This window comes from Bradyrhizobium sp. sBnM-33 (assembly GCF_032917945.1).
Lineage (GTDB): Bacteria > Pseudomonadota > Alphaproteobacteria > Rhizobiales > Xanthobacteraceae > Bradyrhizobium.
Window position 1 is genome coordinate 9,158,337 of record NZ_CP136624.1, and the last position, 26,618, is coordinate 9,184,954.

Here is a 26,618-nt window from a genome sequence, read left to right on the forward strand (position 1 = left end):
ATCAACCTTTCTCCGCAACATATTGCGACAGCGCGGCCAACCGGCCTTCGGTCTCTTCGAGGCGCCGCTTGGCGCCGGTGCCGCCCAGCACGAAGGTCACGGCGGCCAGCGACTGCGCGATGGCAATGGCGCCGGTGAGGCTCGGAAAGAATCCTGGCGATGCCGCCGCCTCATAGAGCAACAGATGATCGGCCCCCTCCGCCATCGGCGCCGTAATCGTATCGGCAATCGCAACCAGTGTGGCGCCGGAATCATGGGCCGCCCGCGCCGACAAAACGCTTGCCCTCGAATAGGGCGCAAACCCGATAACAACGACGGCATCGCCGCTGTGGAACGCACCCAGATCGAGATCCTCAGGCCCCGAGCCGCCGACCAGATGCACCGCATCCGGCCGGAACAAGCGAAGCTGATAATTGAGCAATTCCGCAACGCTGCGGCAGCTCCGAAACCCGGCGATCCAGATGCGCCGCGCGGCGTGCAGAGCCTTGGCCGCGTTGGCCACCGAGCCGGCCGAAATGCGCGCAAGACCTGCCGCCTCGGCTTCCAGCTTGTCGGAGACCAGCGATATCTCGGCGTTGGGCCCTTTACGGCCGCCTTTGGCGCGACCTGAAAACGGCGAAGATTGCGCAGGCCGGCGAGCCTCGGTCAGCGCGGCGCGCAATTCGTCCCATCCGGAATAGCCGAGCGCTTTTGCGAGCCGGGTGAAAGCGGCGGGGTCGGCGCCGGCCTCGGCGGCAAGATCACGCATCGAGCGCGTGGTGGCGTCATAGTCATTGGCGGCAACGAACCGGCCGACTTGCTGCAGCCGCATCGGCAACGATGGCAGCGCACTGCACAAATCGTTCAGCGGCGAGGATTTCGGCCGGGGCTGCGCCATGAAACATATGTTGCATAAAATCCGTTTTGGCGCAACATTTGAAATGCGCCTCTCGGACGCATGGCCGAAGATCGCTGCTGGAAGGACCGCTGCTGCAAGACATCGTTGCCTGAAGTCATCGCTGCTTAAGTCGAGGATCCTTGTGCCGACATCCACGCCCGAATTCCCTCGTCGTCGGCGGATGCGCCTCCGCCCGAACCGCCAGCAGGTCAACGGGCTGGTCTGGCAAATCGTGGTGGTCGCCATCGCGGTCGCGATCATTGGCTGGCTCTGGTCCAACGCCCTGCACAATTTATCGGTACGCCGGATTTCGACCGGCTTCGCTTTTCTCGGCCGTGAAGCCGGAATGCCGATCGCGGATACCTGGCTTGCCTACAGCCCCAGGGATCCTTACGTCCGCGCCTTCATCGTCGGCATCGTCAATACGCTCCGCGTCGCGGTCATCGGCATCGTGCTCGCGACGGTGCTTGGCACGCTGATCGGCATCGCGCGGCTGTCGTCGAACTGGCTATTGTCGCGGCTGGCTGCGGTCTACGTCGAAGTGCTACGCGACGTTCCGCTGCTGCTGCAGTTGTTGTTCTGGTACGTGCTGATGCAGGGACTTCCGGCGGCACGCGCGGCCTGGAAGCCGATCGAAGGCGTCTTTCTGTCGAACAGAGGCCTGGTGTTGCCGGCGATTCCGCTCGAGGGAGCAAATCTGTGGGTCATCGCTACGGCCGCGGCCGGCCTGGGCGCCCTGTATCTGTTGCGGCGGCAGTTAGTGGCGCGGCAAATGGCCGACGGCATAGCGCGCCCGCTCTGGCCCTATGCGCTCGCCCTGCTCGTAGGCCTGCCGGCGCTGGTGTCGTTCGGTCTCGGCGCGTCGTGGACCATCACGCTGCCCGAACTGCGCGGCTTCAATTTTGTCGGCGGACTGACGCTCGCGCCGGAATACTTTGCATTGCTGATCGCGCTCGTCACTTACACCTCAGCCTTCATCGCCGAAATCGTGCGGAGCGGCATTCAGGCCGTTCCCCGAGGTCAATGGGATGCCGCGAACGCGCTCGGACTGCGGCGTATTTTTGTGCTTCAACGCATCGTGCTGCCGCAGGCGCTCCGTGTCATCATTCCGCCGATGACCAGCCAATATCTGAACCTGACCAAGAATTCCTCGCTTGCGGTTGCGGTCGCATACCAGGACGTGGTGTCGATTGCGAATACGACGCTGAACCAGACCGGGCAGGCGATCGAAGCCATCGCGCTCATCATGGCCGTGTTCCTCACCATCAGCCTCGGCATCAGCCTGCTCATGAACTGGTACAATGCGCGCATCGCGCTGGTGGAGCGGTGACGCCATGACGTCGATCACGGACGCCCCGCAGAATCCGCTTCGCTTCGACGCGCGATCCCGCCGGACTCCGGCCGGCCGCGCCATCCGGTGGCTGCGCGCGAATCTGTTCGCCTCGGTCACATCAAGCATCATCTCCGTGCTCCTGATCGCGCTGCTCGCCAAGGCATTCATCAGCCTCGTGCAGTGGGGCTACTGGAATGCGATCTGGATCGTTTCCGGCAACCAGACCGGCCCCTGCCGGTCGATCCGTGGGTTCGGCGCCTGCTGGGCCGTCATTCCCGAAAAATATCGCTTCATCCTGTTCGGCACTTACCCCTTCAATGAGCAGTGGCGGCCGGCGCTGGTGTGCCTCACCTTCATTGCGCTGTTCTGGGTGTCGAGCCGGCGCAATTGGTGGCGCAAGGAATTGGTGCTGGTGTGGGCGGCGGCGTTGGTCCTGATCGGCGTCTTGATGTGGGGCGGCGTCTTTGGGCTGTCCTACGTTCCACAGGATCGCTGGGGCGGGCTGCCGGTGACGCTGATCCTGGCGACGTTCGGGCTGGCGTTCGGTTTCCCGCTCGGGATCGTGGTGGCGCTGGGCCGCCACTCAAAATTGCCCGCGATCCGGTCGCTCTGCGTGCTCTATGTCGAGTTGATCCGCGGCGTTCCCCTGATCAGCCTGTTGTTCATGGCGAGCGTGATGTTTCCGCTGTTCCTGCCCGACGGCGTCAACATCGACAAACTGCTCCGGGCGCAGATCGCGTTCGTGCTGTACGCCGGCGCTTATCTTGCCGAAGTCATCCGCGGCGGCCTGCAGGCCATTCCGAGAGGACAGCACGACGCCGCCGATGCGCTCGGGCTCACCTACTGGAAGAAGAACGGCCTGATCATCCTGCCGCAGGCGATTCGCCATGTGATCCCGCCGCTGGTGAATACGTTCATCGCCTTCTTCAAGGACACCAGCCTGGTGCTGATCATCGGTATCTTCGACCTGCTGACGACGGCGAAGACCTCCATCATCGATCCCGCCTGGCAGCAGTTCAGCGTCGAAGTCTACGTGTTCGTCGGGCTGATCTATTTCGTGTTCTGCTTTGCGATGTCGCGCTACAGCCGGCAGTTGGAAGCGCAGTCCCGGCCGGGCTGACCGCGGCGTGCCTGGCGTTAACTGGCCTTACCGGTCGGTCCATTCGATTGCGGCGTGGTCCTGCAACGAAAACAGTGGTCCATCATAAAGGAACGAGCATTGGTGAATCACCACCTGCCCGGCGCTGACGGTTACGTGCGAATAGTCCGGCAGTTCGTGCGCCCCGGGAATGTGATCCGCCGTATCGAGGTCGAACGCCACCTGATGGGATAGCGCGCGCTGGATGTGGAAGGGAACGCCGCGCCAGATGCCCGAGATCGGCCGGTGCAGATGGCCCATGAATAAATAGTCCGGCTTTCGCGTGCGTGCGATCACGTCCCATTCGGCCTCGGGATTGGCGAGCTTGATGCCGTCCATGTAGCGCAGCCCGGTGTCGAACGGCGGATGGTGCTGAAACAGCAGCAGCGGGCGATCGGCTGGAGCCGAGGCAAGCGCGTGTTCGAGGAAAGCGAGTCGCGCCGCGCACAGCCATCCGGCATGATCAGGGGCGGCCTCGTTCAGCGTATCCAGCGTGACGATCGTGGCGGCGTCGAACAAGTGAATGGATTGCACGAAGCCGGATTCGTCGCGCGGCACGCCGGGGAAGAAATGGCCAAACGGACCGCGCTTGTCGTGGTTGCCCATTAAGAGGATGGTCGGAGCCTTCAGCCGTGCCAGGACCGAAGCAAGGTTTTCGTAGGCCGCCTCCTCGCCCCAATGGGCAAGGTCACCGGTCACGATCACGAAGGAAATATCCGGATGATCGCGGTTGATCCGATCGACCGCCGCGCCAAGCCGCCCGGTGGGATCCAGCCCGTAGAGCTTACGGCCACGGGCGACGAAATGAGTGTCGGTGAGGATGACGAATTTCATCGAACCATGGTCTCCCTGTTAGCGACCGCCGCGGCGTGGCGTGATAGCCGCAGCGGTGCTTGGTAAGGCAGTTGTCGTCAGCGCACCGAACCCACCGTCTTTGGCAGCAGCTTCTGCACGTCGCTCGTCATGTCGGCGAGCACGGCTTCCGGCTCCTTGGTTCGTGCGCCCGTCACGATGGAGTTGAGATGATCCTTGATCACGTCGGTGATCTTGAGGCCGTTGTCGCCGGGGAAGGCGTACCATTTGGTCAGCAGCGCAAGCTGGCTGACCGCGGTGTAATTGTTCGGGTTTTTGACGTAGAAATCCTTCAGGTGGACGTCGTTGGCGATCTTGTTCGGCGGCATATAGCCGGTGGTCTCCGCCATGATCGCAGCGCCCTTCGGGCCGGTCCAGAACTTCACGACTTCCCAGGCCGCGTCACGCTTGGCCTTGTCCTTGGCCAGAATCATCACGACATTCCCGCCGGCCGGCAACCGGCCGTTCGGCGACACCACGTCCGGGAACGTGTGGGTCTTCAGCTCGAACTTGCCGCCGATCATCTGCGTGGTCTTGTTGAGGTCGGAGGTCGAGGTGACGTGAATGCCGGTCTTGCCGGCGGCAAAGGTCGCGCGCATCGCCGGCTGGTCGAGATTGGGCATGCCGGCTTCACTGACAAGGCGCGCCAGCGTCCTGATCGCGAACTGGCCTTCCGGCCCGTTGAACGCCACCTTGTTTTCCTCGGCGTTCAACATGGTGCCGCCGCGCGAAAACACCGGCGCCTGCCACAGCCAGTTCCCGGTGATGTCCCAGGCGTAGGTGATGCCGTTGATGTCGGGACCGAGCGCCTTGATCTTCTTGGCGAGATCGATCAGCCCGTCCCACGTCTTCGGTAGATTGGCCGGATCGGCGCCGGCCTTCTTCGCCAGATCGAGATTGATGTAGATGATCGGCAGCGAAATCGCGAACGGCAGCGCATAGACCTTGCCGCTCGCGGTGCCGATATCGAACATCGCCTGATGGAAGCCCTGCTTGTCGAAATCCTTCTCGGCTGCGATATAGCCGTCGAGTTCGGCCGGAATGTTCTTGTCCACCAGCACGCGGATGCGGTTGAGACCCTGGAACGATACATCGGGCATCTGGTTGGTCACCGCCTCGCGCAGCACTTTCTGGGTGCCTTCCTCGTACGATTCATAGGGCGCACGCAGCGTGACTTTGATGTCCGGCCGGACCTTGGCGAACTCCTCGACGATGCGCTTATGCGTGCCTTCGAACAGTTCGGCATAGGGGTATTGAACGACGACTTCGGTCTGCGCATGCGCGAGACCGGCTGCGAGCGAAAGGGCGGCTGCGGCAATCCATGTTCTGAACATTGTCGTCTCCAGACGTTTGAAAAAACTCGGTTACTTGATGCCGGTGAGCGTGATGCCTTCGATGAAGCGTCGCTGGGCAAACAGGAAGGCGATGACGAGCGGGGCGATGATGACGATCGCCGCCGCCATCAGCGGCCCGTAATTGGTTCCGGCCTCATTATTGCGGAAGTGCGCGACCGCAAGCGGCGGTGTCTGCAAATGCTCGCTGTTCAGCACGATCAGCGGCCAGAAGTAGTCGTTCCAGTGCGCGACCACCGAGAAGATGCCGAACGCGGTCACCGCCGGAATCGCGGTCGGAAGCATCACGCGCCAGACGATGCCGAACTCGGAAATTCCGTCCATTCGCGCGGCGTCGATCAGGTCGTCGGGCACGGTCTTGAAAAACTGACGCATCAGGAAAATGCCGAACACCGAGATCGTGAACGGCAGCACCAGCGCCGCATAGCTGTCGAGAACACCCAGTTTATGCAGCAGCAGGAATACCGGGATTGCGGTCGCCTGCGGCGGAATCAGGATGCAGAACACGACGAGCGCGAACAGCACGTCACGGCCGAGAAAGCGCAACTTCGCGAGGGCATAGGCGGCAGGCAGGGCAACCAGCACCTGAAGGCCAAAGATCGAGATCGTGACGATCAAGCCGTTGAGCAGATAGCGCCATAGATCGGCCTTGGCGAAGGCTATCAGGAGATTGTCCCACAGCGCGAAGTGGTAGGGGATCAGGTGCAGATCGGATGAAAAAATCTCGGTTTGAGGTTTTGACGCGGTCGACACCATCCAGATGAAAGGCGTCAGCATCACCAGCGCTCCCGCCAGCAGCACGATGTGCCGGATCGCAGACCACAGAAGCATGCGGGCCCGCGGGGTCATGCGTAGTGCACTTCCCGGTTGCCGAGCGCTGATTTGAGCAGCGTGAGCAGCAGCACGAAGGCCAGGAACACGACCGTAACGGCCGCGCCATAACCGGAGCGGAAGAACTCGAAGCCTTCGGTATACATCGTGTAGATCAGCACTTCCGACGATTTTGAGGGGCCGCCTTTGGTCAAGACCTGAACGGTGTCGAACACCTGGAATGAGCGGATTGCCGAGATCGCCACCACGAACAGGGTGACCGGCCCGAGCATCGGCCACGTCACCAGGCGGAAACGCGACCACGCGCTTTCGGCGCCGTCGATCTCGGCCGCGTCGTAGAGATGCTTCGGGATCGAGACGAGGCCGGCGAGAAACAGCACCATGTTGAAGCCGGTGGCCTGCCAGATACCGATCACGCACAGCGAATAGAGCGCGGTGCCGCGATCCTGCAGCCAGCTATGGCCCTGCAGGCCGGCGGCGCGCAAAAACCCGTTCACCAGGCCGAACTGGGGATGCAGCATGAATTCCCAGACGATAGCCATGGCGATCAGCGTCGCCATCACGGGAAGGAAATAGACGGTGCGATATAGGCTTCGCAGACCGCTTCCGCTTTGGATCAGGAGCGCAACGCCGAGCCCGAGCGCCACCGCGCCGGGCACTACGATCGCGACATAGGTCAGGGTGTTCTTCAGCGAAGTCCAGAACACCCGGTCGGCGAACATCTCCCGATAATTCGAGAGGCCGATCCAGGAGAAGGCCGGCGCGCCGAGCTGATAGTCCGTAAACGAAAGCGCGATCACGCCGGCGAGCGGGCCGATCAGCATCAGCAGCATCAGCACGAAGGCCGGCGCGGCCAGCGCGTAGGCCGCCGGCGATCGCCCTGTCCGCCGGAAGCTGGCAAGCACCCGCGCAGGGACGCGTGGCGCCGTCGCCACTCCCTGCAGCGTGGTGGCGGCGTCAGACAACGGCCATCTCCCGTGGCCGCTCGACGCGCGACGGGACGGAGGTCGCGACCCGCTTACCGTTGACGTCGAAGGCGCGAACCGCCTCCGGCGCAAAGCCGTAGCCGACCGTGGCTCCGATCGCCGGCAACTGGCCGGGGTCGTTGACGCGCGCCACCACGGGCGCATCAATGCCCGCGCTGCCGATATGGACGAAGGCTTCCGATCCTAGATTTTCCAGATGAACGACCGTGCCCGAAAGGAGCCCGTGCGAAACCAGCTCGATCCGCTCCGGCCGGACGCAGATGCGGCACTCTCCTTCCGGCGCCGGTGTTGCCACGTGGAGAACGTGTCCGAGCACCTCCAGCCGGCCATCGCTGCGGACACGGCCGGGAAACGCGTTTATCTTCGGCGTGCCGACGAATTCGGCGACGCGGATATCACAGGGGTCGTCATAGACGGCGGTGGGCGTACCCACCTGAATCAGCTCGCCGGCAATCATGACCGCAATCCGTCCCGACATGGTCATGGCCTCGGCCTGGTCGTGGGTGACGTAGATGAAGGTCGTCTTGAGTTGGCGGTGCAGTTGGGCGATCTCGGCGCGCATATGCACGCGAAGCTTGGCGTCGAGATTGGACAGCGGCTCGTCGAACAGAAACGCGCGCGGCTGACGCACGATGGCGCGGCCGACGGCAACGCGCTGGCGCTGGCCGCCGGACAATTGGCCGGGCTTGCGCTTCAGCAACGGAGAAATTTCGAGCTGCTCGGCCACCCTTTCGACATCGTCGCGAATAACGCGTTCGGCGCGGCGGCGACCAGGCATCAGCCGGCCCACGAACGGCGCGCGTTCCAGCGCAGACAGGCGCTTCATTCGCAGCGGAACGGCGATATTGTCAAACACGCTCAGATGCGGATAAAGCGCGTAGGACTGAAACACCATTGCCAGATTGCGCGCGCTTGGCCTGATGCCGTCGGCACTGGCACCGTCAATCCGGATTTCGCCGGAGGACTGCGGTTCGAGACCGGCGATGATGCGCAGAAGCGTGGATTTGCCGCACCCCGACGGACCGACGAGGGAGATGAACTCGCCGTCCTCGATCGTGAGATCGACGCCTTTCAGAACCTCGGCGCCGTCAAAGGCCTTGCGAAGCGCCCGAATCTCGATCTCGGCCATTTCAATCCGGTATCCGTGGCTGCGGTACCGGATGTCCTAAAGGGCTTGTTTGACAGTTATATCACAATGGAACGAACCGCCAGGCTTGGCCCCAGCTTTCCACGGGCCATCGCGCCCCACTGACGCCGAAGCGCAGTCCCGCTACACCTTCACCAGGCTCTCGAATCCGCCGAAGATCATCCGCTTGCCGTCGAACGGCGGCTTCGATTTCGGATCCATCATTTCATTGAGCCGCGGGTCCGCCATCACCTTGGCGTTGATCTTGTCGCGCTGGGCGCGCGACTTGTAGGTGATCCAGGCGAACACGACGGTCTCACCCGGCTTCAGCTTGACGCTGCGCGGGAACGAGGTGAACTTGCCGACCTTGACGTCCTCGGCGACCCATTCGCGATAGTCCAGCGCACCGTATTCACGCCAGATCTTGCCGCACTTCTTCGACAGGCGGGAGTAGGCTTCGAGATTCTTCTTCGGTACGGGAACGATGAAGCCATCGACGTAGGGCATGCGGAGTTCCTCTTCACATTTCTCGCCGTCATTGCGAGAGCTCGCGACAAAATTGCAAAGCAATTTTGCGCTGAAGCGACGAAGCAATCCATCCTCCTTTGCGGCCCGATGGATTGCTTCGCTTCGCTCGCAATGACGGTCAGACGCTTTCAACCATGACAACAAGATGCATGAACTGGCGCGGGCTGGTACTGGTCACGTAGCCGCACCCAATCCATCGGATAGGGCAGGCCTTCCTCGTGACGTCCAAGCGGGGTGAGGTCGAGATAGTGATAGGCGGCGTTCATCATGTCGAGGCCGCGCGAGAAACAGGAATAGGTGTGGAAGACGGTCCCGGCCTCGTCGCGGTAGAACACGCTGATGCCCGGCGCCTCTTCGCCGCCGAAGGGCGTGGTGCCGAAATTATAGAGCGTGGTGCCCGACTTGAGCTGCTCGGGCGTGAACGAGACGCCGTAATCGTAATTGAACTCATTTGCACCCGACGACAGCCAATCGAAGGTCCAACCCATCCGCTGCTTGAATGCGGTAAGCTTTTGCAGCGGCGCGCGCGAGATCGCGACCATCGTGGTGTCGCGGGCGGCCAGATGCGGAATCATGCGGTCGAACCCGTCAGCCCAGAACGAGCAGCTCTTGCAGGCCTCATTCCAGTCGGGCGCGAACATTAGATGCTGCACTACGAGTTGGTTGCGTCCCTTGAACAGGTCGCCGAGCGACACCTTCCCGTCAGGCCCGTCGAACATATAGTTCTTCTCGACCTTGACCCACGGCAGCGCGCGGCGCTCCTCGTTCAGGCGCTCGCGCGCTTTGGTGTATTCCTTCTCATGCGCAAGGTGCGCCTTGCGGGCGGCGATCCACTCTTCGCGGGAGACGACGGTGTGCGGTTGCATAATCGGCTCCTCTTGTTCAGGCCAGGTAGCTTTCAAGCTTGCCAAGGAGTTCCGTCCAGCCGCGCTGGTGATTGTCGCGCGCCTTCTCGTCGACGAACTGCGCGTGATTGAAGACGAGCAGCGAACCGCTGCCTTCCGGCTTGATCGAAATGGTCACCAGCGATTCACGCTCCGGCGTCGAATGCCATGCCCAGCTGAAGACCAGCCGCTGGTTTGGAACGACCTCGCGATAGATGCCGCCGACCTCGTTGTAATCGCCGTTGGCGCGGAAGCTGATGCGGTAGTGGCCGCCGACGCGCAGATCGATGTCGGCCTTGACCGAGCCCTCCTCCACTGAGGTCGGCCCGAACCATTGCACTAGCTTTTGCGGGTCGGCCCACGCGGCGTAGACTTTTTCGGGCGTCGCGCTGAACCGGCGCGTGAGCGTGAGGCTGGGCCGCGCGGCGAGTTCGGCGTCGCGGGCAGGGTCTTGCTTGGCAAGGCTTGACTGGGTGGCCATGGGTCTTCCTCCACAAAAGCGGCAAGGCGGTCGAGATTGTCGGACCAGAAGCGCTGGTAGCGATCGAGCCAGACCATCGCCTGCTCCATCGGGCTGGCGGTCAGCCGGCACGCAACCGTACGGCCGGTCTTTTCGCGGGCGATCAGGCCGGCGTCCGACAGCACATCGAGATGCTTCATGATCGCGGGCAGTGATATCGAAAACGGTTGCGCCAATTCGCTGACCGACAGGCTTTCGCGGTCGCCGAGCCGCGCCAGCAGCGCGCGCCGCGTCGGATCGGACAGCGCGGCAAAAGTGCGGTCCAGAACGTCCTCTTGATACTTAACCATGTGGTTTAGTATAGCGCCAAACAAGGCACCGTCAAGCCGGCGTGTGCATCACGAAGTCGGGAGTAGAGGAAGAAGAAACACCGATGGCCGGATCGTTCAGCGCGAACAGCGCTCTCGTCCGGCCATCATGCGGAAGGGTTGCGAGGCGCGATCAATAGTCCCGATAAACCCGCATCCGCCGCTGCTGCCCGTAGGCGAAGCGCGGATTGACGTTGCAGTAGAGCGCGCGTCCTGACGCCGATGCCATGCACTGGCCATAGGTAGCGTACGAGCAATCGCCGGGAATGCCGATGCCCCGACCCTGGAGGCAATAGGGATAGTCATAGGCCGCCGCGGGTGAACTGCCCGCGATGGTGGCGACTGTCGCCGACAGCGCCAATGCCGCTGCTATTGCGTTACGCATCTTCGATCTCCTTCACATGACGCAAGGCCGCGTCACCTTTGCCATAAAACAACGCGGCCCTGCCAATGTTCCGTGACGAAGATCACTGCACTTTTTCGACCTTGGCTTCCTCGATCACCTTCTTCCACTTTTCGGTTTCGGCCACGATCATCTTGCCGAACGCCTCCGGCGGCCCGATCAGCGGCTCGCCGCCGAGATCGGTCAGCTTGGCCTTGATCGCCGGCTCGGCGAGGATCTCGTTGATCTCCTTGTTCAGCTTGGCGATGACCTCCTTGGGCGTGTTCTTCGGTGCGCCGACGCCGAACAGCGCGCTCGCCTCATAGCCGGGAACGGTGTCGGCAAGCACCGGCACGTCAGGCAATAACGGCGACTTCGCCGTGCTGGTGACGGCCAGCGCCCGCACCGAGCCGGCGCGGACATGCTGAAGGATCGAGGGCATGTTATCGAAGATCACCTGGACCTGGCCGCCGAGCAGATCGGTGATGGCAGGCGCGGCGCCGCGATAGGGCACGTGCTGCATCTTGGCGCCCGTCATCGCCATGAACATTTCGCCGGACAGATGCACCGAGGTGCCGTTGCCCGACGAAGCCAGGTTCACCTTGCCGGGATTGGCCTTTACGTAGGCGATGAACTCGGCGACCGTCTTGGCCGGAACATCCTTGTTGACGGTCATCACGTTCGGCACGCGGTTGAACGCCGCGATCGGCGCGAGATCGCGCACGAGATTGAATTTCAGATTGGCATAGAGCGTGGCGTTGATGTAGTTCGCGGGATTGACCAGCAGCAAAGTATAGCCATCCGGCTCGGCGTTGATGACGGATTCGGTCGCGATGTTGTTGCCGGCGCCGGGCTTGTTCTCGATCACGAATTGCTGGCCAAGCCGCTCGGAAAGCCGCTGTCCGATCAGCCGCGCGATGATGTCGGTCGCGCCGCCCGGCGGATATCCGACGACCCATTTCACCGGCCGGGTCGGATAATCCGCCGCCGAAACGCTGCCGATCGAAACGGCAGTGGAAAGGCCGATGACGGCCAGGCAAATCGCGGTACGGCGTGAAATCATAAAACTTCTCCTTGGAGGCCGGGGTTCAGGCCCGGTCCGTTTCTATTGAGGCGCGGCTCTATTGAACCGAACGCGGCGCGCGTTGTAACAAACAAACCCGGGTGCGGCCAGTGGGGCGCAGCGTCGCCGACCGCGACGAAAGGATAAGGCATGCCTGTCAGGGTTAACGCTCTCGACCATCTCGTCATCAATGTGTCCGACGTGGCGCGCTCCGCCGAGTGGTACCGGAAGATCCTCGGCATGGAGGTCAAGGTGTTCGATGCGGGTCCGGGCAAAACGCCGCGGACCTCGCTGGTGTTTGGGAATCAGAAGATCAACGTGCGGCCGCGCGACGCCGACAAGGTCGAGTGGTTCACGGCCGATCACGAAACCGCAGGCAGCGACGATTTGTGCTTCCTGACGTCGAGCACGCCGGACGAAGTCGTGGCGCATCTGAAGGCCAACGGCGTCGCGATCGAGGAAGGCCCGGTCGCGAAGCAAGGCGCCCGCGGCACGCTGCGCTCGGTCTATTGCCGGGATCCGGACGGGAGCTTGATCGAGATTTCGTCGTATGAGGATGGGGCGAAGTAGGCATCGCTCTCTCCCCGTCGTTGCGAGGAGCGCCAGCGACGAAGCAATCCATACCGTCCCGCGGACGGTCTGGATTGCTTCGCGGAGCCTGTCATCGGGCGCGCATACGCGCGACCCGGTGGCTCGCAATGATGGGGTGGACGGCCCCCGAACGGCATCGATGTGCCAGACTGGCGATGCTGAGTCGAACCAGACAAGGGGACCGTCCATGACGAAGATTAGCACGATTGGGTTGGATCTGGCTAAGAACGTGTTTCAGGTTCACGGGATTGATGCATCGGGAAGGGTTGTGCTGAGGCGGCAGCTCAGGCGGGCTGCCGTAGAGAAGTTCTTTGCGGGGTTGCCACCGTGCCTGGTTGGCATGGAGGCTTGCGGGAGCGCACATCATTGGGCCCGGGTGATCAGGCGCTATGGCCATGAGGTGCGACTGATGCCGCCGGCCTATGTGAAGCCCTACGTCAAGCGCAACAAGAACGACGGCCGGGATGCGGAAGGTGTCTGCGAGGCAGTGGGCCGGCCGACGATGCGCTTTGTTCCGGTGAAGAGCGTCGAGCAACAGGCCACGCTGGCGGTTCATGGCACACGTGCCTTGCTGGTTCGCCAGCGGACGATGGTGGCAAACGCCTTGCGGGCAGCGCTGAGCGAGCTCGGGATCGTGGCCGCGCAAGGACATCAGGGGCTGTGTGAGCTGATGGCCAAGCTTGAGGAGCCGAGCGAAGAGATTCCGGAGATGATGCGATGTGCTCTGTTGATGCTGGCGCAGCACTGGCAGGCGCTCAATGCCGATGAACGCGTGCTTGAACGGCAGATCGCGAAGGCTGCCAGATGCGATCGGGACGCGCGCCGGCTGATGGAAGTCCCAGGCGTCGGCCCGATCATCGCCAGTACGGTGTTGGCCAAAGTGCCCGATGCGAAGGTGTTTCGCTCCGGTCGGGACTTCGCCGCCTGGATCGGGCTCACCGGCAAGGACCACGGTACTGGCGGCAAGCATCGCCCAGGGCGTATCTCCAAACAGGGAGATCGTATGTTGCGCGCGCTGCTGATCAGCGGAGCCAGCGCCCATCTGCGGCAGCAAAAGAGGCGCGGCGTCAGCGACCCGTGGCTGCGCGATCTTTTGGCGCGGCGGCCTTACAAGGTCGCCATGGTGGCGTTCGCCGCTAAAGCCGCGCGCATCCTCTGGGCCATGCTGAGCAAAGGAGAAGTTTACCGAGACCGCGCGAGCGCGCCGGCTGCTGCCTAGTTGAAGGGCGACAGCCGCCGCGCTCGCGCTCATCCCTATCGGAAGGGCAATTAAGGTGTGATGGCAAATGGTCAGGAAACCAGGATCGAAACACTCCGACACGTCATCGCGCGTCACAGCGCGCCGCAATGATTGGAATTCGATCCGCGATCTCCATCAGGGCCCGCGGTCAATGGCCGCTTCTCGAGGCCGTATACATGACCGCTCCCCGATCCATTGCCGAAGCACCAAAAAGCCCTTGCCGAGAGGGGGCCGTCCATACATGACGTGGTGAGAGCCCTGCAGAATCCCGATTTGCCCGTCGCGCCATCCGATGGCAGAAATACTCCCAAGCAAAAGCCAAGGCGGCCGTAGAGCCGCGCGGGAGGAATCATGCCAATTTCACAAGCCGCACCAGGCATTGTCGGGCCGTTCGCAGGGCTTGATGTGCCGTGGCTGCTGCGGATGCGCGCCGAAAGCCGCCGCAACCATCCATTCCTGATCTGGGCGCCGTTCGAGGCGCCGGCGCGGAGCTGGTCTTATGGTGAATTTCACGAGCGGGTTGGCCAACTTTCCGCAGGACTGGCCAAACGCGGCATCAAGCCCGGCGAATATGTTCTGATCCATCTCGACAATTGCATCGAGGCCATGCTGGCCTGGTTCGCCTGCGTTGAACTCGGCGCGATCGCGGTCACCACCAACACCCGCTCGGCGGCAGCCGAGATGGAATATTTCGCCGGTCATTGCGGCGCGGTCGCCGCCATCACCCAGCCTGCCTATGCCGAACTGATCTCCGCCAATTGCCGCGGCCTGCGCTGGATCGCCGTGATCTCGCATGACGCTGGCAGTACGCCGGCGCGGGCAGCGCCGCGCGGCGACAGTTTTGAGCAACTCTTCGCCGACAGCGCCGACCGGCCGCGCCGCGCCACCGATCCGTTCGCGCCGTGCAGCGTTCAGTATACCTCCGGCACGACGTCGCGGCCAAAGGCAGTGCTGTGGACGCATGCCAACGCATTGTGGGGCGCCAAGATCAATGCCGCGCATGAGGACCTGCGTGCTGGCGACGTGCACCAGACCTATCTGCCGCTGTTTCACACCAACGCGCTTGCCTATTCGATGTTGGCGTCATTGTGGGTCGGCGCGACATGCGTGATCCAGCCGCGGTTTTCGGCGGGCCGATTCTGGGGCGTGGCGCTCGAGCACAACTGCACCTGGACCTCGACGATTCCCTTCTGCATGAAGGCGCTGCTGGAACACGAGATTCCGAACAACCACAAATTCCGGCTCTGGGGCACCGCAGTATCCGAGCCGCCGCCATTCGCTGCCTTCGGCGTCAAGACGATCGGCTGGTGGGGCATGACGGAAACCATCACCCACGGCATCGTCGGCGAGGTCGATCAGCCCAATACGCCGATGTCGATCGGCCGCGCCGCGCCGGAATATCAGATCCGCATCGTCGAAGACGACGGCACGCCGACGCCCGTCGGCGGCACCGGCAATCTCCTGATCAAGGGCATTCCCGGCCTGTCATTGTTTTCAGAGTATCTCCACAACGAAGAAGCTACGCGCGAGAGTTTTGACGAGCACGGCTATTTCATCACCGGCGACCGTGTCACGCTGCTCGAGAACGGCTTCATCAGGTTCGGCGATCGTACCAAGGACATGCTCAAGGTCGGTGGCGAGAACGTCGCGGCCTCCGAGATCGAACAGGTGATCGCGGTGGTGCCGGGCGTGCGCGAGGCTGCGGTGGTGGCGAAGAAGCACCCGATGCTGGATGAAGTGCCCGTTGTCTTCATCATTCCGCAAGCCGGTGTGGCGGGCGCGCCTCGCGATCTGCACGACACCGTGATGGCCGCCTGCAGAACCGCCCTCGCCGATTTCAAGGTGCCGCGCGAAATTCATTTGGTGGACGACATGCCGCGCTCGACGCTGGAGAAGGTGGCAAAGGCGGAATTGCGGAAGATGCTGGGGTGAGGCTTTCCGCGTCGTCCCGGGGCAACGCGCAGCGTTGAACCCGGAACCTCGAGATTCCGGGTTCGATGCTTCGCATCGCCCGGGAATGACGGGTGACAGTTCAATCCACCTCGAACCGGAGCGGCAGATTCTTCGGGCCATTCATAAAATGGCGCGGATCGCCAGGGAATCCGGCAGCCCCTCAATAATACCCGAACGCCACCGGGCGGAAGGCGTGCAGCAAATGCTGGTCGAGCTTATCGCCCATTTCTTCCATCATGCCGTAGGCCCGGGCATGGGTGAACTGCAGCCGGTAGGCGCGCTTCTCGACGAGGGCCGCGTAGATGTCCACGATCGTGGTCAGCCTCACGATGTCGCTGATCTCCTTGCCGCTCAACCCGTTGGGATATCCGGTGCCATCGAGGAATTCGTGGTGGTGCAGCACCACGTCGAGCATTTCGGGCGGGAAGCCGCCTTGCGCGGACAGCGCGTCGTAGCCGCGGCGCGGATGCTGGCGCATCTCTTCCATCTCTTCCAACGTCAACGGACCCGGCTTGTCCAGGATCCCCACCGGAACGAACGCCTTACCGACGTCGTGCAGCAGGGCTGCGCGGGCGAGACGGCGCTGGTCGTCGTCGCGCATGCCGAGATGCTGCGCATACGCCACTGCAAAGCCGGTGACGAAGAGACAATGACGGTAGCTGCCGGTGTGATGGCAGCCGACCGTCGTCAGCCATTCCCGCAATGACGAATGCTTGATCGCCTTAAGAATCTTGCTCTCGGCCTCGATGATGTCGCTGAACTTTAGGGGAACGCCGGCCGGAAGCTTTTCGAAGATCTTGACCATCACGGCATGCGCCGCCTCGACGCCCCTGTTGAGGGCCTTGCCGCGATCGGTCTCGTCGTAGCCGTCGCTGTCCGGAAACGCGGCGCGGATCCGCTGCAGGATGCCCTGCGCATCGAACGGCCGCGCGATCGTGTCGGTGGCGCCGAGCGCCCAGGCCTGCATCGATCCGTGGTGAAGCGCGTCCGCCAGCACGAACAGCCGCGGCATCTCGCGATAGGCCTCGGCCCGCAGCTTGTTGCGCACCAGTTGTACGCTCTCGGCGGAGCGCAGGTTGATATCGACCACGATGCCCGCCAGGTCCCGTTCCGGGCTGTCGGGAATGTCAGAAGTCGCGATGGTGTCGACCTGACCGACGGATCGCAGGATGCTGGCGAGTTCGCTGCTCTGATCGCTCCGATCCGAAGCGAGCAATAGCCGGCGCCTGGTCGAAGCCTTGTTGGTTGCGGATGTCATGAAACCCCAGACCCTAGCGGTGATGACTTGCAACCGAGCCTAGCGGATAAGGAGTTCCCCGGGGCTTAAGAGGCATCGTGAAGATAGGCTAATGTGAACGCTAAAATTCTAGCGATCTGGTTCGTGATGCGCTGCACCCACGCTACTCCCGCAACTGTCATCATCCGCGAAAGCGGATGATCCAGTACGCCGTGACGAGCGGATGCGCGCGCCGCAGGCGTTGAAGATGACGTTGCCGAGCGCGGGCGCGTGAACGGCTATACCGGCAGCCCCATTTGCTTACGAAGGCTCTTGTCGAACATGCGCTCCGGAACAAAACGGCGCAGCACGCTCACCTGGCCAGCCATTTTGCCGCAGGTATATCGGTGACGAGGCGATGCTGTCGTCGCGGCCTCCACCACTCTCTTGGCGACCACTTCGGGCCTATCCGCCGTCTTCATCACTTCCTGCATAACTGCGACGGCGCGTTTTCGTGCCGAGACATACGCATCCAATGCCTGGTCGGGAAGCACCATGTTCTGTTCGAAGGAGGTGCTGGTATACGCCGGCTCCAGTAAGCAAACCCGGATGCCGAAGCTCCGCACCTCGTGATCGAGAGATTCCGAGTAGCCTTCGAGAGCATGCTTTGTTGAGGCGTAGAGCGCCGAGAACGGCGCTGGTATCAGGCCAAGCACCGAACTTATATTGATGATCCTTCCACCTTTCCGTGCTCGCATGTGCGGCAGGACCGCATTGCTCATGCGCATGACCCCGAAGAGGTTTACGTCGAACAGCGCCTGGGCTTGACCAATTGACGATTCTTCAGCCCCGCCCATCAGGCCCGTCCCGGCGTTGTTGACCAGAACGTCGATCCTGCCCGCCCGATCGAGCACCTTGTCGACGGCAAGCTTCACTGAACCGTCATCGGTCACATCGCAAGCGACCATCGCAATGCCGTCGGGGCCACTTGCGGCCATCCGTCGGCTGGTGCCGAACACGCGAAATCCAGCCTCGCGCAAGGCCTTTGCTGACGCCAGCCCAATGCCCGTGGAAGCCCCGGTCACCATCGCCACTTTACCGTTTTGCTGCATGAGAACCTCCATGGACGCATTGAACAGCCGCTTAAATTAAGGTATAAATATCACATGACGATCATAATTCAATAGGCTTTTGACCGGAGGATCCACTATGCGCTACGCCAAGGGGCAAAAAGAGACCTCGCACGAGCGAATCGTGAAGGCTGCAGCGAAGAGGTTCAGACGGGACGGCATTGCTGCCGCCGGAATGACCGGAATCATGGCGGAGGCAGGACTGACGAACGGCGGGTTCTACTCGCACTTCCGCTCGAAAAGCGACCTGGTCAGGGAAGGCCTCGATCGAGCGCTCGCCGACCAACTGCAAAGCCTGGCCGAACCCAACCCCAAGCCGGGCGCATTGGCTCACCTGATCCGTTCTTATTTGTCTCAGCACCATCGTGACCGGCCGGGCACCGGCTGCGCCTCCGCGGCGCTACTGCCCGAAATTGCTCGCCAGCCCCACTCCATCCGGAAGGCTTACACCGCTCGATTACGCACACTGATTGAGCAGCTGACGCGACGGCTGCCACAGAATGGCTCCATCTCCGAATCGCAGGATACGGCGATCGCTATCCTTGCCGTCTTCATCGGAACGCTTCAGCTTTCGCGGGCCGTCGATGACCCGGATTTATCCGATGCGATGCTTGCTGCGGGCATTCGTGCGGCAACTACGCTTGCCGGCTTGACTGACGATTCTGTCGAACATGAAGGGGTACAAGGATGAAATGATAAAGCGGCCGAGATCGCGAGCCGATGCTCGTATCGTTCGCGGTGGAGCAGTGCGGGCTGCCGTCAACAAGCGGTCTGGTCTTATCGATGCGCCGATACCACCCTCGCTTTCCGCATTTCCCAATCGCGATCAGATCGCGCTAGGATGAGGCCGACAATTGCATGGGAACTCCCAGGGAGCCGCAATGCCGACAAGCGATCGCGACGGTGTCCGCATCTATTACGAGGTTCACGGCTCCGGCCCACCGTTGCTCTTGACCCACGGCTATTCATCGACCAGTGGGATGTGGCAGGGCCAGATCGCAGCCTTGTCGAAGCATCACAAGCTCGTGTTGTGGGACATGCGCGGCCACGGCCAGTCCGATTATCCCAGTGATCCCGCAGCCTATAGCGAAGCGCTGACGGTTGCCGACATGGCGGCGCTGCTTGACGCCGTCGGCGCTGACAGGGCGATCGTCGGCGGGCTCTCGCTGGGCGGCTACATGTCGCTGGCGTTCTACCGCGCCCATCCAAGTCGCGTCCGCGCGCTGCTGATCATCGACACCGGCCCAGGCTTCAAGAAGGACGATGCCCGCGAAGTCTGGAACAAGCGCGCATACGATACCGGCGACCGCTTCGAGCGCGAGGGCCTGGAGGTTTTGAAATCGGCCAGCCGGGAACGCTCCAGCGTCACCCATCGCGATGCGTCGGGACTGGCGCGCGCCGCGCGCGGCATGCTGACCCAGCGCGATGCCCGCGTGATTGAATCCTTGCCCGATATCAAGGTGCCGTCGCTGATCGTGGTCGGCGCCGACGACACGCAGTTCCTCGCCGCCTCCGACTACATGGCAGCCAAGATTCCCGGCGCGCAGAAGGTGGTGATCCCGGCTGCCGGCCACGCCGTGAACATCGACCAGCCGCAGGCTTTCATCGACGCGGTGCTGCCGTTCCTCGACAGCCTTGATGCCAAGGCACCACAGGAGGCCGCTTCATGAAGACAGCGACGGTAGCCCTCGCTCTTATCGCAAGCAGTTTCACGCAAGCTGCCGCGCAGCACTTGCCGCCGATCGGCGGCCCCTACCCGCCACCGTTCACCGAGACGCTGTCGAACAACATCCCGCTTGCGTTCGGCATGCAGGCCGATGAAGCCGCCCGCGTGCTGGGCGTCCCGCTCAATTACATCAGGGGCCGTCCGGGCGATGAAATCTTTCTCGCGTTCCGCAACGTCGGCGGCAGCGGGCTGTTCTACAAAAAGGACCGGCTCTATCTGCAGTTTCGCAAGGGCAGGCTAGCCGGCTGGAAGGGCGACTGGGGTCACAACTGGATGTGGCAGTAGCGCCTGTTGGATGGACCTTCTCGCAAGACTTCGTGCAACTCAAACGCAAATGGATGACCCGTGGGACAGGATATCGAACTTACGGCTTCGGACGGTTTCAAACTGGGCGGCTATCGCGCCGACCCCGCTGGTGCGCCGAAAGCGGCGATCGTGGTGATCCAGGAGATTTTTGGCGTCAACCACCACATCCGCTCGGTGTGCGACCGATTGGCGGGCGAAGGCTATGTCGCGATTGCGCCCTCGATCTTCGATCGCACGCAACCAAACTTCCAGTGCAGCTATTCGCCTGACGAGATTGCAAACGCACGAAAGTTCGTCGCCAATCCGGATTGGGCCGCGATGCTGCGCGACACCCAGGCCGCGATTGACGCCGTGAAGGATGTCGGCCCGGTCGGCATCATCGGGTTTTGCCTCGGCGGCAGTATCGCCTATGCGGCGGCGACCAAGCTGTCGGGCTTGTCTGCCGCGGTCGGCTACTACGGCGGTGCCGTCGTCCGCTTTGCCGACGACAAGCCGCAAGTGCCGACGCAATTGCATTTCGGCGAAAAGGATGCGGGCATTCCGCTAACCGACGTCGAAACCATCAAGACCAAGCGGCCGGAGGTCGAAGTCCACATCTATCCGGGCGCGCAGCACGGCTTTCACTGCGACGAACGCGCCAGCTACGACAAGGCCAGCGCCGATATCGCCTGGCCGCGCAGCCTGGCGTTTTTCGCCAGGCATTTGAAGTGACGCCCGGAGGGAGTCATTCCGGGGCGCGCTCTTCGCGCGAACTATGGTGCGCAATTGCGCACCTGAGAATCTCGAGATTCCGGGTCTGGTCCTTCGGACCATCCCGGAATGACGGATACAACTACGCCTCACTCGCCCTTGACGCCGGTGGCCTTCACGACATCGGCCCACCGCTCGTAATCGCGGCGCAGGACATTCTCGAACGCTTCCGCCGATCCGCCGACCGGAACGAGGCTGAGCGTCTCGATCCCGGCGACGCCCTCGGGCGAGGCGATGATGCGGGCGAGTTCTGCAGAAAGCTTCGCCACGATCTCCTTGGGCGTTGCGGCAGGCACGAACACGCCAAGCCAGCCTTCGATCTCAAAACCGGGGTAACCGAGTTCGCCCATCGTCGGCACGTCGGGCAACGCTTTCCTGCGCTTCTCGCCGCCAACCGCCAGCGCCCGGAGCTTGCCCGCCTTGATTTGCGCGCTCGCCGTGGTCAGGTCCTGGAACGCCGAGGTAACCGTGTTAGCGAGCAAATCGTTCGTGAGAGGGGCCGAGCCGCGATAGGGGACATGGGTCATGTCGATATTGGCGGTCTTCTTGAGCAATTCCCCGTAGAGGTGGGACGTCGTGGCGTTGCCGAAGGTGCCGTAAGGCTTGCCGGGGTTCGCCTTGGCATAATCGATCAGCTCCTTGACGGACTTGATCGGCTGCTGCTCTGGGACCACCAGAACGATGGTCGACAAAGCGAGCTGGGTGACAGGTGCGAGATCCTTGAAGACATCGTAGGGCAGCTTCGTAACGAGGCTCGGCGCCTGAATGATCTGCGTAATGCCGATCAGCACCGTGTAGCCGTCGGGCTGTGCCTTCGCCACATAGTCGTTGCCGACCACGCCGCCGCCGCCCGACTTGTTCTCCACGAGAACGGTCTGCTTCCACGACTCCTGCAATTTGTTGGCGAGCAAGCGGGCCAGGACGTCGGTGGCGCCGCCCGCAGGATAGGGCACCACGAAGGTGATGCGGCGGCTCGGATAGGGATCGGCCGCCGATGCTTGATGCGAAGAGGCGCACAAAGCGGCCACGGCGATCGAAGCGAGCAACGCTGCCGCACTCACCGCGCGCACCACGCGGACCGGCAAATGATAGTTCATGGTCACACTCCGGATTGCAGGCACTCTACCGACAAACCGGCGCTGCCTAGATTTGAACGACGGCTTTCTACATCGCTGCAGCGCAAGATGGAACATGGTTTCGAACGCATTCAGCGCATAGCGCCAATTCATCGCACCGCACCGGCTCAACGCTGCTGCGGGGCTCCAACAGCACGCCAGGCACGTGCGAAACCGCACGTTTGCCACTGCAAGTTAGACCATCGCTACGATTGCTTCCGCAACATGATGCAGAACGCCGCGTTCGCGCTCACAAGCAGCGGATGGTGAATTTTCTTGGTCAAATTCGAGGCATTTGCCTGACGCAATGCTCAGGAACGAGCGCGGTCGAGATGACAATTCGACGGAATGGCTTGACGCATTAGAACCAGCGCTCGCTGACCAGCACGGTGTCGCCGGGGCTGATCGGGCTGCCGGGCGGAACGACGAAACGTGACGTGCCGGACGCATCGGTGTGTGTGACCGTGACGCTGTCGCGGCGGGCGCGCGGCGAAAAGCCGCCGGCGATCGCCACCGCGCTCTCCACTGTCATGTTGGGGACGTACGGATATTGCCCGGGTGCTGCGACCTCGCCGAGGATAAAGAACGGCCGATAGGCTTCGATCTCGACGGCGACCGATGGTTCTCTGATAAAGCCGGCGCGCAGTTTCGCTGAAATCTCCGCCGCCAGCCCCGCTGTGGTGCGGCCGCGCGCCCGCACCGAACCGATCAGCGGCATCGTGATCGCGCCGCCGGCGTCGATCGCGTAGGTGTTGGTCAGGCCCTCCTGGCCATAGACGACGACGCGCAGCTTGTCGCCGGCATCGAGATGATAGGCCGCGTCGTATCGTGCGGGTTCGGCATAGGCGACAGGCGCGGCAACGACGGCGGGTGCCGGTGCCGTGCGTGGCGCCGCGGCAAAGGCGGCGCGAAGCGCGCCAATGGCGCCGCCACCGGAGTCGACCGCGACCGTCCGCGGCGGCGGACTGTCGGGCTGGCCATAGGTCATCTGGTCGAGATCACCCTGCTGCGCGACCGCAACCGGCCCGGTCGTGCGCATGCAGCCCGACAGCGCCAGCGCGGTGATGATCGCAGTGATCGGTATTCGAAACGCGCGCACAACCCGCACCAGAGCCATCCCTCAAAGCGAGACAGCTCTAGTCATGCACTGGGTATGGTTAATAAACGGTTTTTGGTTGGCATAACCCAAGGCGAGACGATACGTCATTGCTAGGAGCGAAGCGACGAAGCAATCCATTCTACCCTTGCGTGGAGCGATGGATTGCTTCGCGGAGCCTGTCATCGGGCGCGCATTCGCGCGACCCGTTGGCCCGCAATGACGGCCTAGGCGGCACTCACGCCGACGCCGATCGGGCAGGACACGCCGGTGCCGCCTAGCCCGCAATAGCCCGCCGGGTTCTTGGCGAGATATTGCTGATGATAGTCCTCGGCGAAATAGAATTCGCCCGCCGGCGCGATCTCGGTGGTGATGGCGCCAAGGCCCTTCGCCGCCAGCGCCTTCTGGTACGTAGCCTTCGACGCGTCGGCGGCTTGGCGCTGCGCATCGCCAAACGTGTAGATCGCCGAGCGATACTGGGTGCCGACATCGTTGCCCTGGCGCATGCCCTGCGTCGGGTTGTGATTTTCCCAGAACGTCTTCAGGAGCTGCTCGTAGGTGATCTTCTTCGGATCGAACACGACCAGCACCACCTCGGTATGACCGGTCCGGCCCGAGCAAACCTCTTCATAGGTCGGATTGGGGGTATGCCCGCCGGCATAACCGACGGCGGTCGCATAGATGCCGTCGCCGAGTTCCCAGAACTTGCGCTCTGCGCCCCAGAAGCAGCCTAATCCAAAAACCGCCTGTTCGAGGCCGGCGGGATAGGGCGGCTGAAGCTTGCGGCCGTTGACGAAATGCGTGGTTGCGGTCGGGATCGGGGTGGCACGGCCCGGCAGCGCTTCGGCTGCGCTCGGCAACGCGGTGGTCTTGCGCATGAACAACATGGAGTACCTCCAGGCGGGACATCGGCGGATGCGACGACGGCATCGGCCGGTTGGACTTCTATATATGTCTTTACGCCTGTTGCCGCAGCCCTGTTACGCTGGGCGCCTCGGGGCGGCACCGACCATGTCAGTCCCGCGAATAGCCGATCAGCGGCTTGCGAGGCCGGAACAGGATCATGAGCAGAATACCGACCACGCCCAGCACGGCAAAGACCGGCTGGTCCAACAGGACCTTTATGACGCTGTTCCATAGCCAGGGTGCGTTACCCTCGATCCAGGTCCGGAACGCAAGCTGGCTGGACTGATGGATGTCGTTCCAGAACTGGCCGAACCGGGTAAACCGCAGGGTCTGGTCGGCAACGAAACGGGCCCCGTCATAGACCATGAAGATGAATCCGCCGGCCAGAAGGAGCAGGCCGATAAGCCGGAAAAAACCGCGGATCATGCGTCACCTTATATCTGTCGCCCCCAAAGGCCGTCAGCCAATACCGGGGGCACCCCGGAAATTCAACCTCATCAGCACCTTACGCGCCCTTTTCCGCCGCCATTTCAACCTTTCGGGGAGGCCGGAAAGCGTTGACGGTGCAGGATGCGCCCTCTATAAGACCCCCAATGGCGGCGGGCGCAATCCCGCCGCCGCTGTTCTTTGAGCAGCGCCGGTTGCGGGAGCATTTTGGCTTCCGTCTATGGCACCCTCAAGAACGGCTTACGTCAGAACACCCTGGAAAACACAACCAGCGTCGATCACGCAATTTGAACGGCCGGCGCGCTCAAGGGCCGACCACCCGAGCGATGACAGCCGAAGGATAGTTGAGAACATGGCCAATACCACTTCCGCCAAAAAGGCGACCCGCAAGATTGCCCGCCGCACCATTGTCAACAAATCGCGTCGCACCCAGATGCGCGGCGCGGTCCGCACCGTCGAGGAAGCGATCAAGAGCGGCGACCGCAATGCGGCGTTGGAAGCGATGAAGCGCGCGGAGCCGGAACTGATTCAGGCGGCGCAGCGCAACATCATTCACAAGAACAATGCGAGCCGGAAGGTGTCGCGCCTGACCCACGCGATCGCCAAGCTCGCGAAGTGAACTGACAGAAATAGATATTCGTCAAAAGCCCGGCCCCGCCGGGCTTTTCGTTTTTTTGCCATGCCGGCGCATGAGCACGAGCCCGAAATTCATTGCTGTCGCGGACGTGCATCCTGTTGGATTTCGGGCACACACCAAAACCCGCTTGCCGGATCGACTGTGACAATTCAATTGTCTCGTTGCTGAGCGCCGGCTTGCGTGTCATATTTCGGGCACCCGTAGTTTTACGAGGTGCAACTTATTGCACCTGCGTTGCCATGCGCATTTGCGAGAAATGCGATCGCGGCGGTTCACCTGACCAGACAACACCCGCCTCCTCCGCCCGCGCCGCCGGATCGCTCGCACCGCTCGCGCGAGTTACCCTGCAAAAACAATTCCGAAAAGCTTCGTCTCGCTAATCACTTATCCACATAGCGAGGACAAGCGTTTTGAAAATTGGTCCCGGTAACCAAGATTGTAACGGTTTCTTAAAAAATTTTGCGCGTGCGGCGAAAATTGTCACGCTCGTTCGCACCGCGGGATTCTCTGCGCTGATTCAAAAACTTGGTGTGGAGTGTCGCATTTGCAGTGTTGCAACACCGCCGAAGAGTCACGCGACATCGTCGAATCACGGATTGTCAGAAATCGCGCTTGGTGTATTTGTTACTCGTTCGCGACGCTCTAGGCTCTCCTGACCAGCGCGGTATGAGACCCAAGAACGGACGTGCAAATCGGCGGCGGTGTGCGCGTTAGCGACGCTTTCCAAGCGAAGCTGAGTTGGTAACTCATAGCAATATGAGGACGGTTGTTCTGTGTCTAAATTTCCGCGGGGGCGCTCACGTTTCAAGCGCGCTCCAGACAAGGGGAATAAGATGCTTGCCGACGATGCAGCGGTTGGGAACGCGGAGCTTGTGAACGTGTTGAAGACGACAGACTGAGGTACGCGGCGGACGCAGCGGCGAACAAGCGGATGTTCGGTAGCGGCAGACTGGCTTTGAAACACTGGTGATGTGGTTACTCGCCGCGCACTTTCGCGGCGAGAGGGGGAGGTACTATGCTTTACGAAATCAACGCGACATTCGGCACGCTCATTTCCATCGCGACCGCTTCAGAATCCCTGAACAATGTTTTTGGCCGTCCTCCCACGCGAACTCCGCTGAGAGCGTCGAGTACGCGCTGACCTCGCGGTAGCCTCTCTCACTCCATCCGGCGTTTGATCTGAGCAACGGCGATTCCGCCGAACGTTAGATCTGTGTCTGGTGGTTGAAGCACCGCGCCGAGGTCACGTCTGGCAGGAAACCTGCAAGGGCACCGCCAGCCGATTTCACAAGACACCATTACTCATTCAGAAAAGTTCTCAAGCA

At 62.2% G+C, this 26,618-nt stretch carries 28 protein-coding genes; 10 read left to right on the forward strand and 18 right to left on the reverse strand.

The window, feature by feature from the left end:
* Position 1: 1 nt before the first annotated feature.
* Positions 2 to 877: a MurR/RpiR family transcriptional regulator gene (locus tag RX328_RS43075; RefSeq protein ID WP_213253599.1), complete on the reverse strand. Its 876-nt coding sequence runs from the start codon at positions 875 to 877 to the stop codon at positions 2 to 4.
* A gap of 181 nt (positions 878 to 1,058) precedes the next feature.
* Between RX328_RS43075 and RX328_RS43080 the strand changes: the two genes are divergently transcribed.
* Both RX328_RS43080 and RX328_RS43085 read left to right on the forward strand, forming a co-directional pair.
* A complete protein-coding gene (locus RX328_RS43080; RefSeq protein ID WP_249726792.1) occupies positions 1,059 to 2,207 on the forward strand; it encodes an ABC transporter permease subunit in 1,149 nt (382 codons plus the stop codon).
* A gap of 4 nt (positions 2,208 to 2,211) precedes the next feature.
* Positions 2,212 to 3,330 (forward strand): amino acid ABC transporter permease, encoded by a 1,119-nt coding sequence (locus tag RX328_RS43085; RefSeq protein ID WP_213253597.1) that lies wholly within the window; start codon positions 2,212 to 2,214, stop codon positions 3,328 to 3,330.
* A 27-nt stretch (positions 3,331 to 3,357) separates the two neighbouring features.
* Here the strand turns inward: RX328_RS43085 and RX328_RS43090 are convergent, their stop codons facing one another.
* From RX328_RS43090 to RX328_RS43140, 11 genes are all read right to left on the reverse strand, one after another.
* Positions 3,358 to 4,182 (reverse strand): phosphodiesterase, encoded by an 825-nt coding sequence (locus RX328_RS43090; RefSeq protein WP_213253596.1) that lies wholly within the window; start codon positions 4,180 to 4,182, stop codon positions 3,358 to 3,360.
* Positions 4,183 to 4,259: 77 nt separating this feature from the next.
* The gene (locus RX328_RS43095; RefSeq protein ID WP_213253595.1) at positions 4,260 to 5,534 is read right to left on the reverse strand and encodes an ABC transporter substrate-binding protein; all 1,275 of its coding nucleotides are present in this window, start codon (positions 5,532 to 5,534) and stop codon (positions 4,260 to 4,262) included.
* A gap of 30 nt (positions 5,535 to 5,564) precedes the next feature.
* Complete coding sequence (locus tag RX328_RS43100; protein WP_249726782.1) at positions 5,565 to 6,401, reverse strand: carbohydrate ABC transporter permease; 837 nt, start codon at positions 6,399 to 6,401, stop codon at positions 5,565 to 5,567.
* Positions 6,398 to 7,348 carry a carbohydrate ABC transporter permease gene (locus tag RX328_RS43105; protein ID WP_249726781.1) on the reverse strand — a complete coding sequence of 317 codons (951 nt, stop codon included), beginning with the start codon at positions 7,346 to 7,348 and terminating at the stop codon, positions 6,398 to 6,400. Before RX328_RS43105 ends, RX328_RS43100 begins: the two co-directional genes overlap by 4 nt.
* A complete protein-coding gene (locus RX328_RS43110; RefSeq protein WP_213253594.1) occupies positions 7,341 to 8,498 on the reverse strand; it encodes an ABC transporter ATP-binding protein in 1,158 nt (385 codons plus the stop codon). Before RX328_RS43110 ends, RX328_RS43105 begins: the two co-directional genes overlap by 8 nt.
* Positions 8,499 to 8,639: 141 nt before the next feature.
* Positions 8,640 to 9,002, reverse strand: a complete 363-nt coding sequence (locus RX328_RS43115) for a DUF1428 domain-containing protein (RefSeq protein ID WP_213253593.1) — start codon at positions 9,000 to 9,002, stop codon at positions 8,640 to 8,642.
* A gap of 149 nt (positions 9,003 to 9,151) precedes the next feature.
* Positions 9,152 to 9,889 carry a DUF899 domain-containing protein gene (locus RX328_RS43120; RefSeq protein WP_213253592.1) on the reverse strand — a complete coding sequence of 246 codons (738 nt, stop codon included), beginning with the start codon at positions 9,887 to 9,889 and terminating at the stop codon, positions 9,152 to 9,154.
* Between the two features lie 16 nt (positions 9,890 to 9,905).
* Complete coding sequence (locus tag RX328_RS43125) at positions 9,906 to 10,247, reverse strand: SRPBCC domain-containing protein (protein ID WP_213253644.1); 342 nt, start codon at positions 10,245 to 10,247, stop codon at positions 9,906 to 9,908.
* The gene (locus RX328_RS43130; protein ID WP_213253591.1) at positions 10,247 to 10,717 is read right to left on the reverse strand and encodes an ArsR/SmtB family transcription factor; all 471 of its coding nucleotides are present in this window, start codon (positions 10,715 to 10,717) and stop codon (positions 10,247 to 10,249) included. Before RX328_RS43130 ends, RX328_RS43125 begins: the two co-directional genes overlap by 1 nt.
* Positions 10,718 to 10,868: 151 nt before the next feature.
* Positions 10,869 to 11,120, reverse strand: a complete 252-nt coding sequence (locus tag RX328_RS43135; protein ID WP_213253590.1) for a DUF3551 domain-containing protein — start codon at positions 11,118 to 11,120, stop codon at positions 10,869 to 10,871.
* Positions 11,121 to 11,202: 82 nt separating this feature from the next.
* On the reverse strand, positions 11,203 to 12,180 hold the full coding sequence (locus tag RX328_RS43140; RefSeq protein WP_213253589.1) for a Bug family tripartite tricarboxylate transporter substrate binding protein: 978 nt from the start codon (positions 12,178 to 12,180) through the stop codon (positions 11,203 to 11,205).
* A gap of 150 nt (positions 12,181 to 12,330) precedes the next feature.
* Here RX328_RS43140 and RX328_RS43145 point away from each other — a divergent pair, with 150 nt between their 5' ends.
* The 3 genes from RX328_RS43145 (at position 12,331) to RX328_RS43155 (ending at position 15,943) form a co-directional block, all read left to right on the forward strand.
* Positions 12,331 to 12,750, forward strand: a complete 420-nt coding sequence (locus tag RX328_RS43145; protein WP_213253588.1) for a VOC family protein — start codon at positions 12,331 to 12,333, stop codon at positions 12,748 to 12,750.
* 208 nt (positions 12,751 to 12,958) lie between these two features.
* Positions 12,959 to 13,990 carry an IS110 family transposase gene (locus RX328_RS43150; protein WP_247510610.1) on the forward strand — a complete coding sequence of 344 codons (1,032 nt, stop codon included), beginning with the start codon at positions 12,959 to 12,961 and terminating at the stop codon, positions 13,988 to 13,990.
* Positions 13,991 to 14,362: 372 nt separating this feature from the next.
* Entirely contained in the window at positions 14,363 to 15,943 is a 1,581-nt protein-coding gene (locus tag RX328_RS43155; RefSeq protein ID WP_213252818.1) for an AMP-binding protein, read from the forward strand.
* Between the two features lie 181 nt (positions 15,944 to 16,124).
* On the opposite strand, the gene RX328_RS43160 is transcribed toward RX328_RS43155, so the two are convergent.
* Together RX328_RS43160 and RX328_RS43165 are read right to left on the reverse strand one after the other, a co-directional pair.
* Entirely contained in the window at positions 16,125 to 17,222 is a 1,098-nt protein-coding gene (locus RX328_RS43160; RefSeq protein WP_213252817.1) for an HD-GYP domain-containing protein, read from the reverse strand.
* Between the two features lie 257 nt (positions 17,223 to 17,479).
* Complete coding sequence (locus tag RX328_RS43165) at positions 17,480 to 18,292, reverse strand: oxidoreductase (protein WP_213252816.1); 813 nt, start codon at positions 18,290 to 18,292, stop codon at positions 17,480 to 17,482.
* Between the two features lie 97 nt (positions 18,293 to 18,389).
* On the opposite strand from RX328_RS43165, the gene RX328_RS43170 reads away from it, so the two are divergent.
* From RX328_RS43170 to RX328_RS43185, 4 genes are all read left to right on the forward strand, one after another.
* The gene (locus RX328_RS43170) at positions 18,390 to 19,001 is read left to right on the forward strand and encodes a TetR/AcrR family transcriptional regulator (protein ID WP_213252815.1); all 612 of its coding nucleotides are present in this window, start codon (positions 18,390 to 18,392) and stop codon (positions 18,999 to 19,001) included.
* Positions 19,002 to 19,191: 190 nt separating this feature from the next.
* Positions 19,192 to 19,980 (forward strand): alpha/beta fold hydrolase, encoded by a 789-nt coding sequence (locus RX328_RS43175; protein ID WP_213252814.1) that lies wholly within the window; start codon positions 19,192 to 19,194, stop codon positions 19,978 to 19,980.
* Positions 19,977 to 20,321: a hypothetical protein gene (locus RX328_RS43180; RefSeq protein ID WP_213252813.1), complete on the forward strand. Its 345-nt coding sequence runs from the start codon at positions 19,977 to 19,979 to the stop codon at positions 20,319 to 20,321. The genes RX328_RS43175 and RX328_RS43180 overlap by 4 nt, the downstream gene beginning before the upstream one ends.
* 60 nt (positions 20,322 to 20,381) lie before the next feature.
* On the forward strand, positions 20,382 to 21,053 hold the full coding sequence (locus RX328_RS43185) for a dienelactone hydrolase family protein (RefSeq protein ID WP_213252812.1): 672 nt from the start codon (positions 20,382 to 20,384) through the stop codon (positions 21,051 to 21,053).
* A gap of 128 nt (positions 21,054 to 21,181) precedes the next feature.
* On the opposite strand, the gene RX328_RS43190 is transcribed toward RX328_RS43185, so the two are convergent.
* The 4 genes from RX328_RS43190 to RX328_RS43205 all read right to left on the reverse strand — a co-directional run bounded on the left by RX328_RS43190 (position 21,182) and on the right by RX328_RS43205 (position 24,635).
* Positions 21,182 to 22,189: a Bug family tripartite tricarboxylate transporter substrate binding protein gene (locus RX328_RS43190; RefSeq protein ID WP_213252811.1), complete on the reverse strand. Its 1,008-nt coding sequence runs from the start codon at positions 22,187 to 22,189 to the stop codon at positions 21,182 to 21,184.
* A 379-nt stretch (positions 22,190 to 22,568) separates the two neighbouring features.
* Entirely contained in the window at positions 22,569 to 23,306 is a 738-nt protein-coding gene (locus tag RX328_RS43195) for a polysaccharide biosynthesis/export family protein (RefSeq protein ID WP_213252825.1), read from the reverse strand.
* Positions 23,307 to 23,530: 224 nt separating this feature from the next.
* A complete protein-coding gene (msrA, locus tag RX328_RS43200) occupies positions 23,531 to 24,190 on the reverse strand; it encodes a peptide-methionine (S)-S-oxide reductase MsrA (RefSeq protein WP_213252810.1) in 660 nt (219 codons plus the stop codon).
* Between the two features lie 127 nt (positions 24,191 to 24,317).
* Positions 24,318 to 24,635, reverse strand: coding sequence for a hypothetical protein (locus RX328_RS43205; protein ID WP_213252809.1), 318 nt, complete (start codon positions 24,633 to 24,635; stop codon positions 24,318 to 24,320).
* A 373-nt stretch (positions 24,636 to 25,008) separates the two neighbouring features.
* On the opposite strand from RX328_RS43205, the gene rpsT reads away from it, so the two are divergent.
* A complete protein-coding gene (gene rpsT, locus RX328_RS43210) occupies positions 25,009 to 25,275 on the forward strand; it encodes a 30S ribosomal protein S20 (protein WP_213252808.1) in 267 nt (88 codons plus the stop codon).
* Positions 25,276 to 26,618: the final 1,343 nt, after the last annotated feature.

Bases quoted from the DNA above. Each gene is read 5' to 3' on its own strand.
- RX328_RS43075 (WP_213253599.1), bottom strand. From the start codon at position 877: ATGGCGCAGCCCCGGCCGAAATCCTCGCCGCTGAACGATTTGTGCAGT.
- RX328_RS43080 (WP_249726792.1), top strand. From the start codon at position 1,059: ATGCGCCTCCGCCCGAACCGCCAGCAGGTCAACGGGCTGGTCTGGCAA.
- RX328_RS43085 (WP_213253597.1), top strand. From the start codon at position 2,212: ATGACGTCGATCACGGACGCCCCGCAGAATCCGCTTCGCTTCGACGCG.
- RX328_RS43090 (WP_213253596.1), bottom strand. From the start codon at position 4,182: ATGAAATTCGTCATCCTCACCGACACTCATTTCGTCGCCCGTGGCCGT.
- RX328_RS43095 (WP_213253595.1), bottom strand. From the start codon at position 5,534: ATGTTCAGAACATGGATTGCCGCAGCCGCCCTTTCGCTCGCAGCCGGT.
- RX328_RS43100 (WP_249726782.1), bottom strand. From the start codon at position 6,401: ATGACCCCGCGGGCCCGCATGCTTCTGTGGTCTGCGATCCGGCACATC.
- RX328_RS43110 (WP_213253594.1), bottom strand. From the start codon at position 8,498: ATGGCCGAGATCGAGATTCGGGCGCTTCGCAAGGCCTTTGACGGCGCC.
- RX328_RS43115 (WP_213253593.1), bottom strand. From the start codon at position 9,002: ATGCCCTACGTCGATGGCTTCATCGTTCCCGTACCGAAGAAGAATCTC.
- RX328_RS43120 (WP_213253592.1), bottom strand. From the start codon at position 9,889: ATGCAACCGCACACCGTCGTCTCCCGCGAAGAGTGGATCGCCGCCCGC.
- RX328_RS43130 (WP_213253591.1), bottom strand. From the start codon at position 10,717: ATGGTTAAGTATCAAGAGGACGTTCTGGACCGCACTTTTGCCGCGCTG.
- RX328_RS43135 (WP_213253590.1), bottom strand. From the start codon at position 11,120: ATGCGTAACGCAATAGCAGCGGCATTGGCGCTGTCGGCGACAGTCGCC.
- RX328_RS43140 (WP_213253589.1), bottom strand. From the start codon at position 12,180: ATGATTTCACGCCGTACCGCGATTTGCCTGGCCGTCATCGGCCTTTCC.
- RX328_RS43145 (WP_213253588.1), top strand. From the start codon at position 12,331: ATGCCTGTCAGGGTTAACGCTCTCGACCATCTCGTCATCAATGTGTCC.
- RX328_RS43150 (WP_247510610.1), top strand. From the start codon at position 12,959: ATGACGAAGATTAGCACGATTGGGTTGGATCTGGCTAAGAACGTGTTT.
- RX328_RS43155 (WP_213252818.1), top strand. From the start codon at position 14,363: ATGCCAATTTCACAAGCCGCACCAGGCATTGTCGGGCCGTTCGCAGGG.
- RX328_RS43160 (WP_213252817.1), bottom strand. From the start codon at position 17,222: ATGACATCCGCAACCAACAAGGCTTCGACCAGGCGCCGGCTATTGCTC.
- RX328_RS43165 (WP_213252816.1), bottom strand. From the start codon at position 18,292: ATGCAGCAAAACGGTAAAGTGGCGATGGTGACCGGGGCTTCCACGGGC.
- RX328_RS43170 (WP_213252815.1), top strand. From the start codon at position 18,390: ATGCGCTACGCCAAGGGGCAAAAAGAGACCTCGCACGAGCGAATCGTG.
- RX328_RS43175 (WP_213252814.1), top strand. From the start codon at position 19,192: ATGCCGACAAGCGATCGCGACGGTGTCCGCATCTATTACGAGGTTCAC.
- RX328_RS43180 (WP_213252813.1), top strand. From the start codon at position 19,977: ATGAAGACAGCGACGGTAGCCCTCGCTCTTATCGCAAGCAGTTTCACG.
- RX328_RS43190 (WP_213252811.1), bottom strand. From the start codon at position 22,189: ATGAACTATCATTTGCCGGTCCGCGTGGTGCGCGCGGTGAGTGCGGCA.
- msrA (WP_213252810.1), bottom strand. From the start codon at position 24,190: ATGTTGTTCATGCGCAAGACCACCGCGTTGCCGAGCGCAGCCGAAGCG.
- RX328_RS43205 (WP_213252809.1), bottom strand. From the start codon at position 24,635: ATGATCCGCGGTTTTTTCCGGCTTATCGGCCTGCTCCTTCTGGCCGGC.
- rpsT (WP_213252808.1), top strand. From the start codon at position 25,009: ATGGCCAATACCACTTCCGCCAAAAAGGCGACCCGCAAGATTGCCCGC.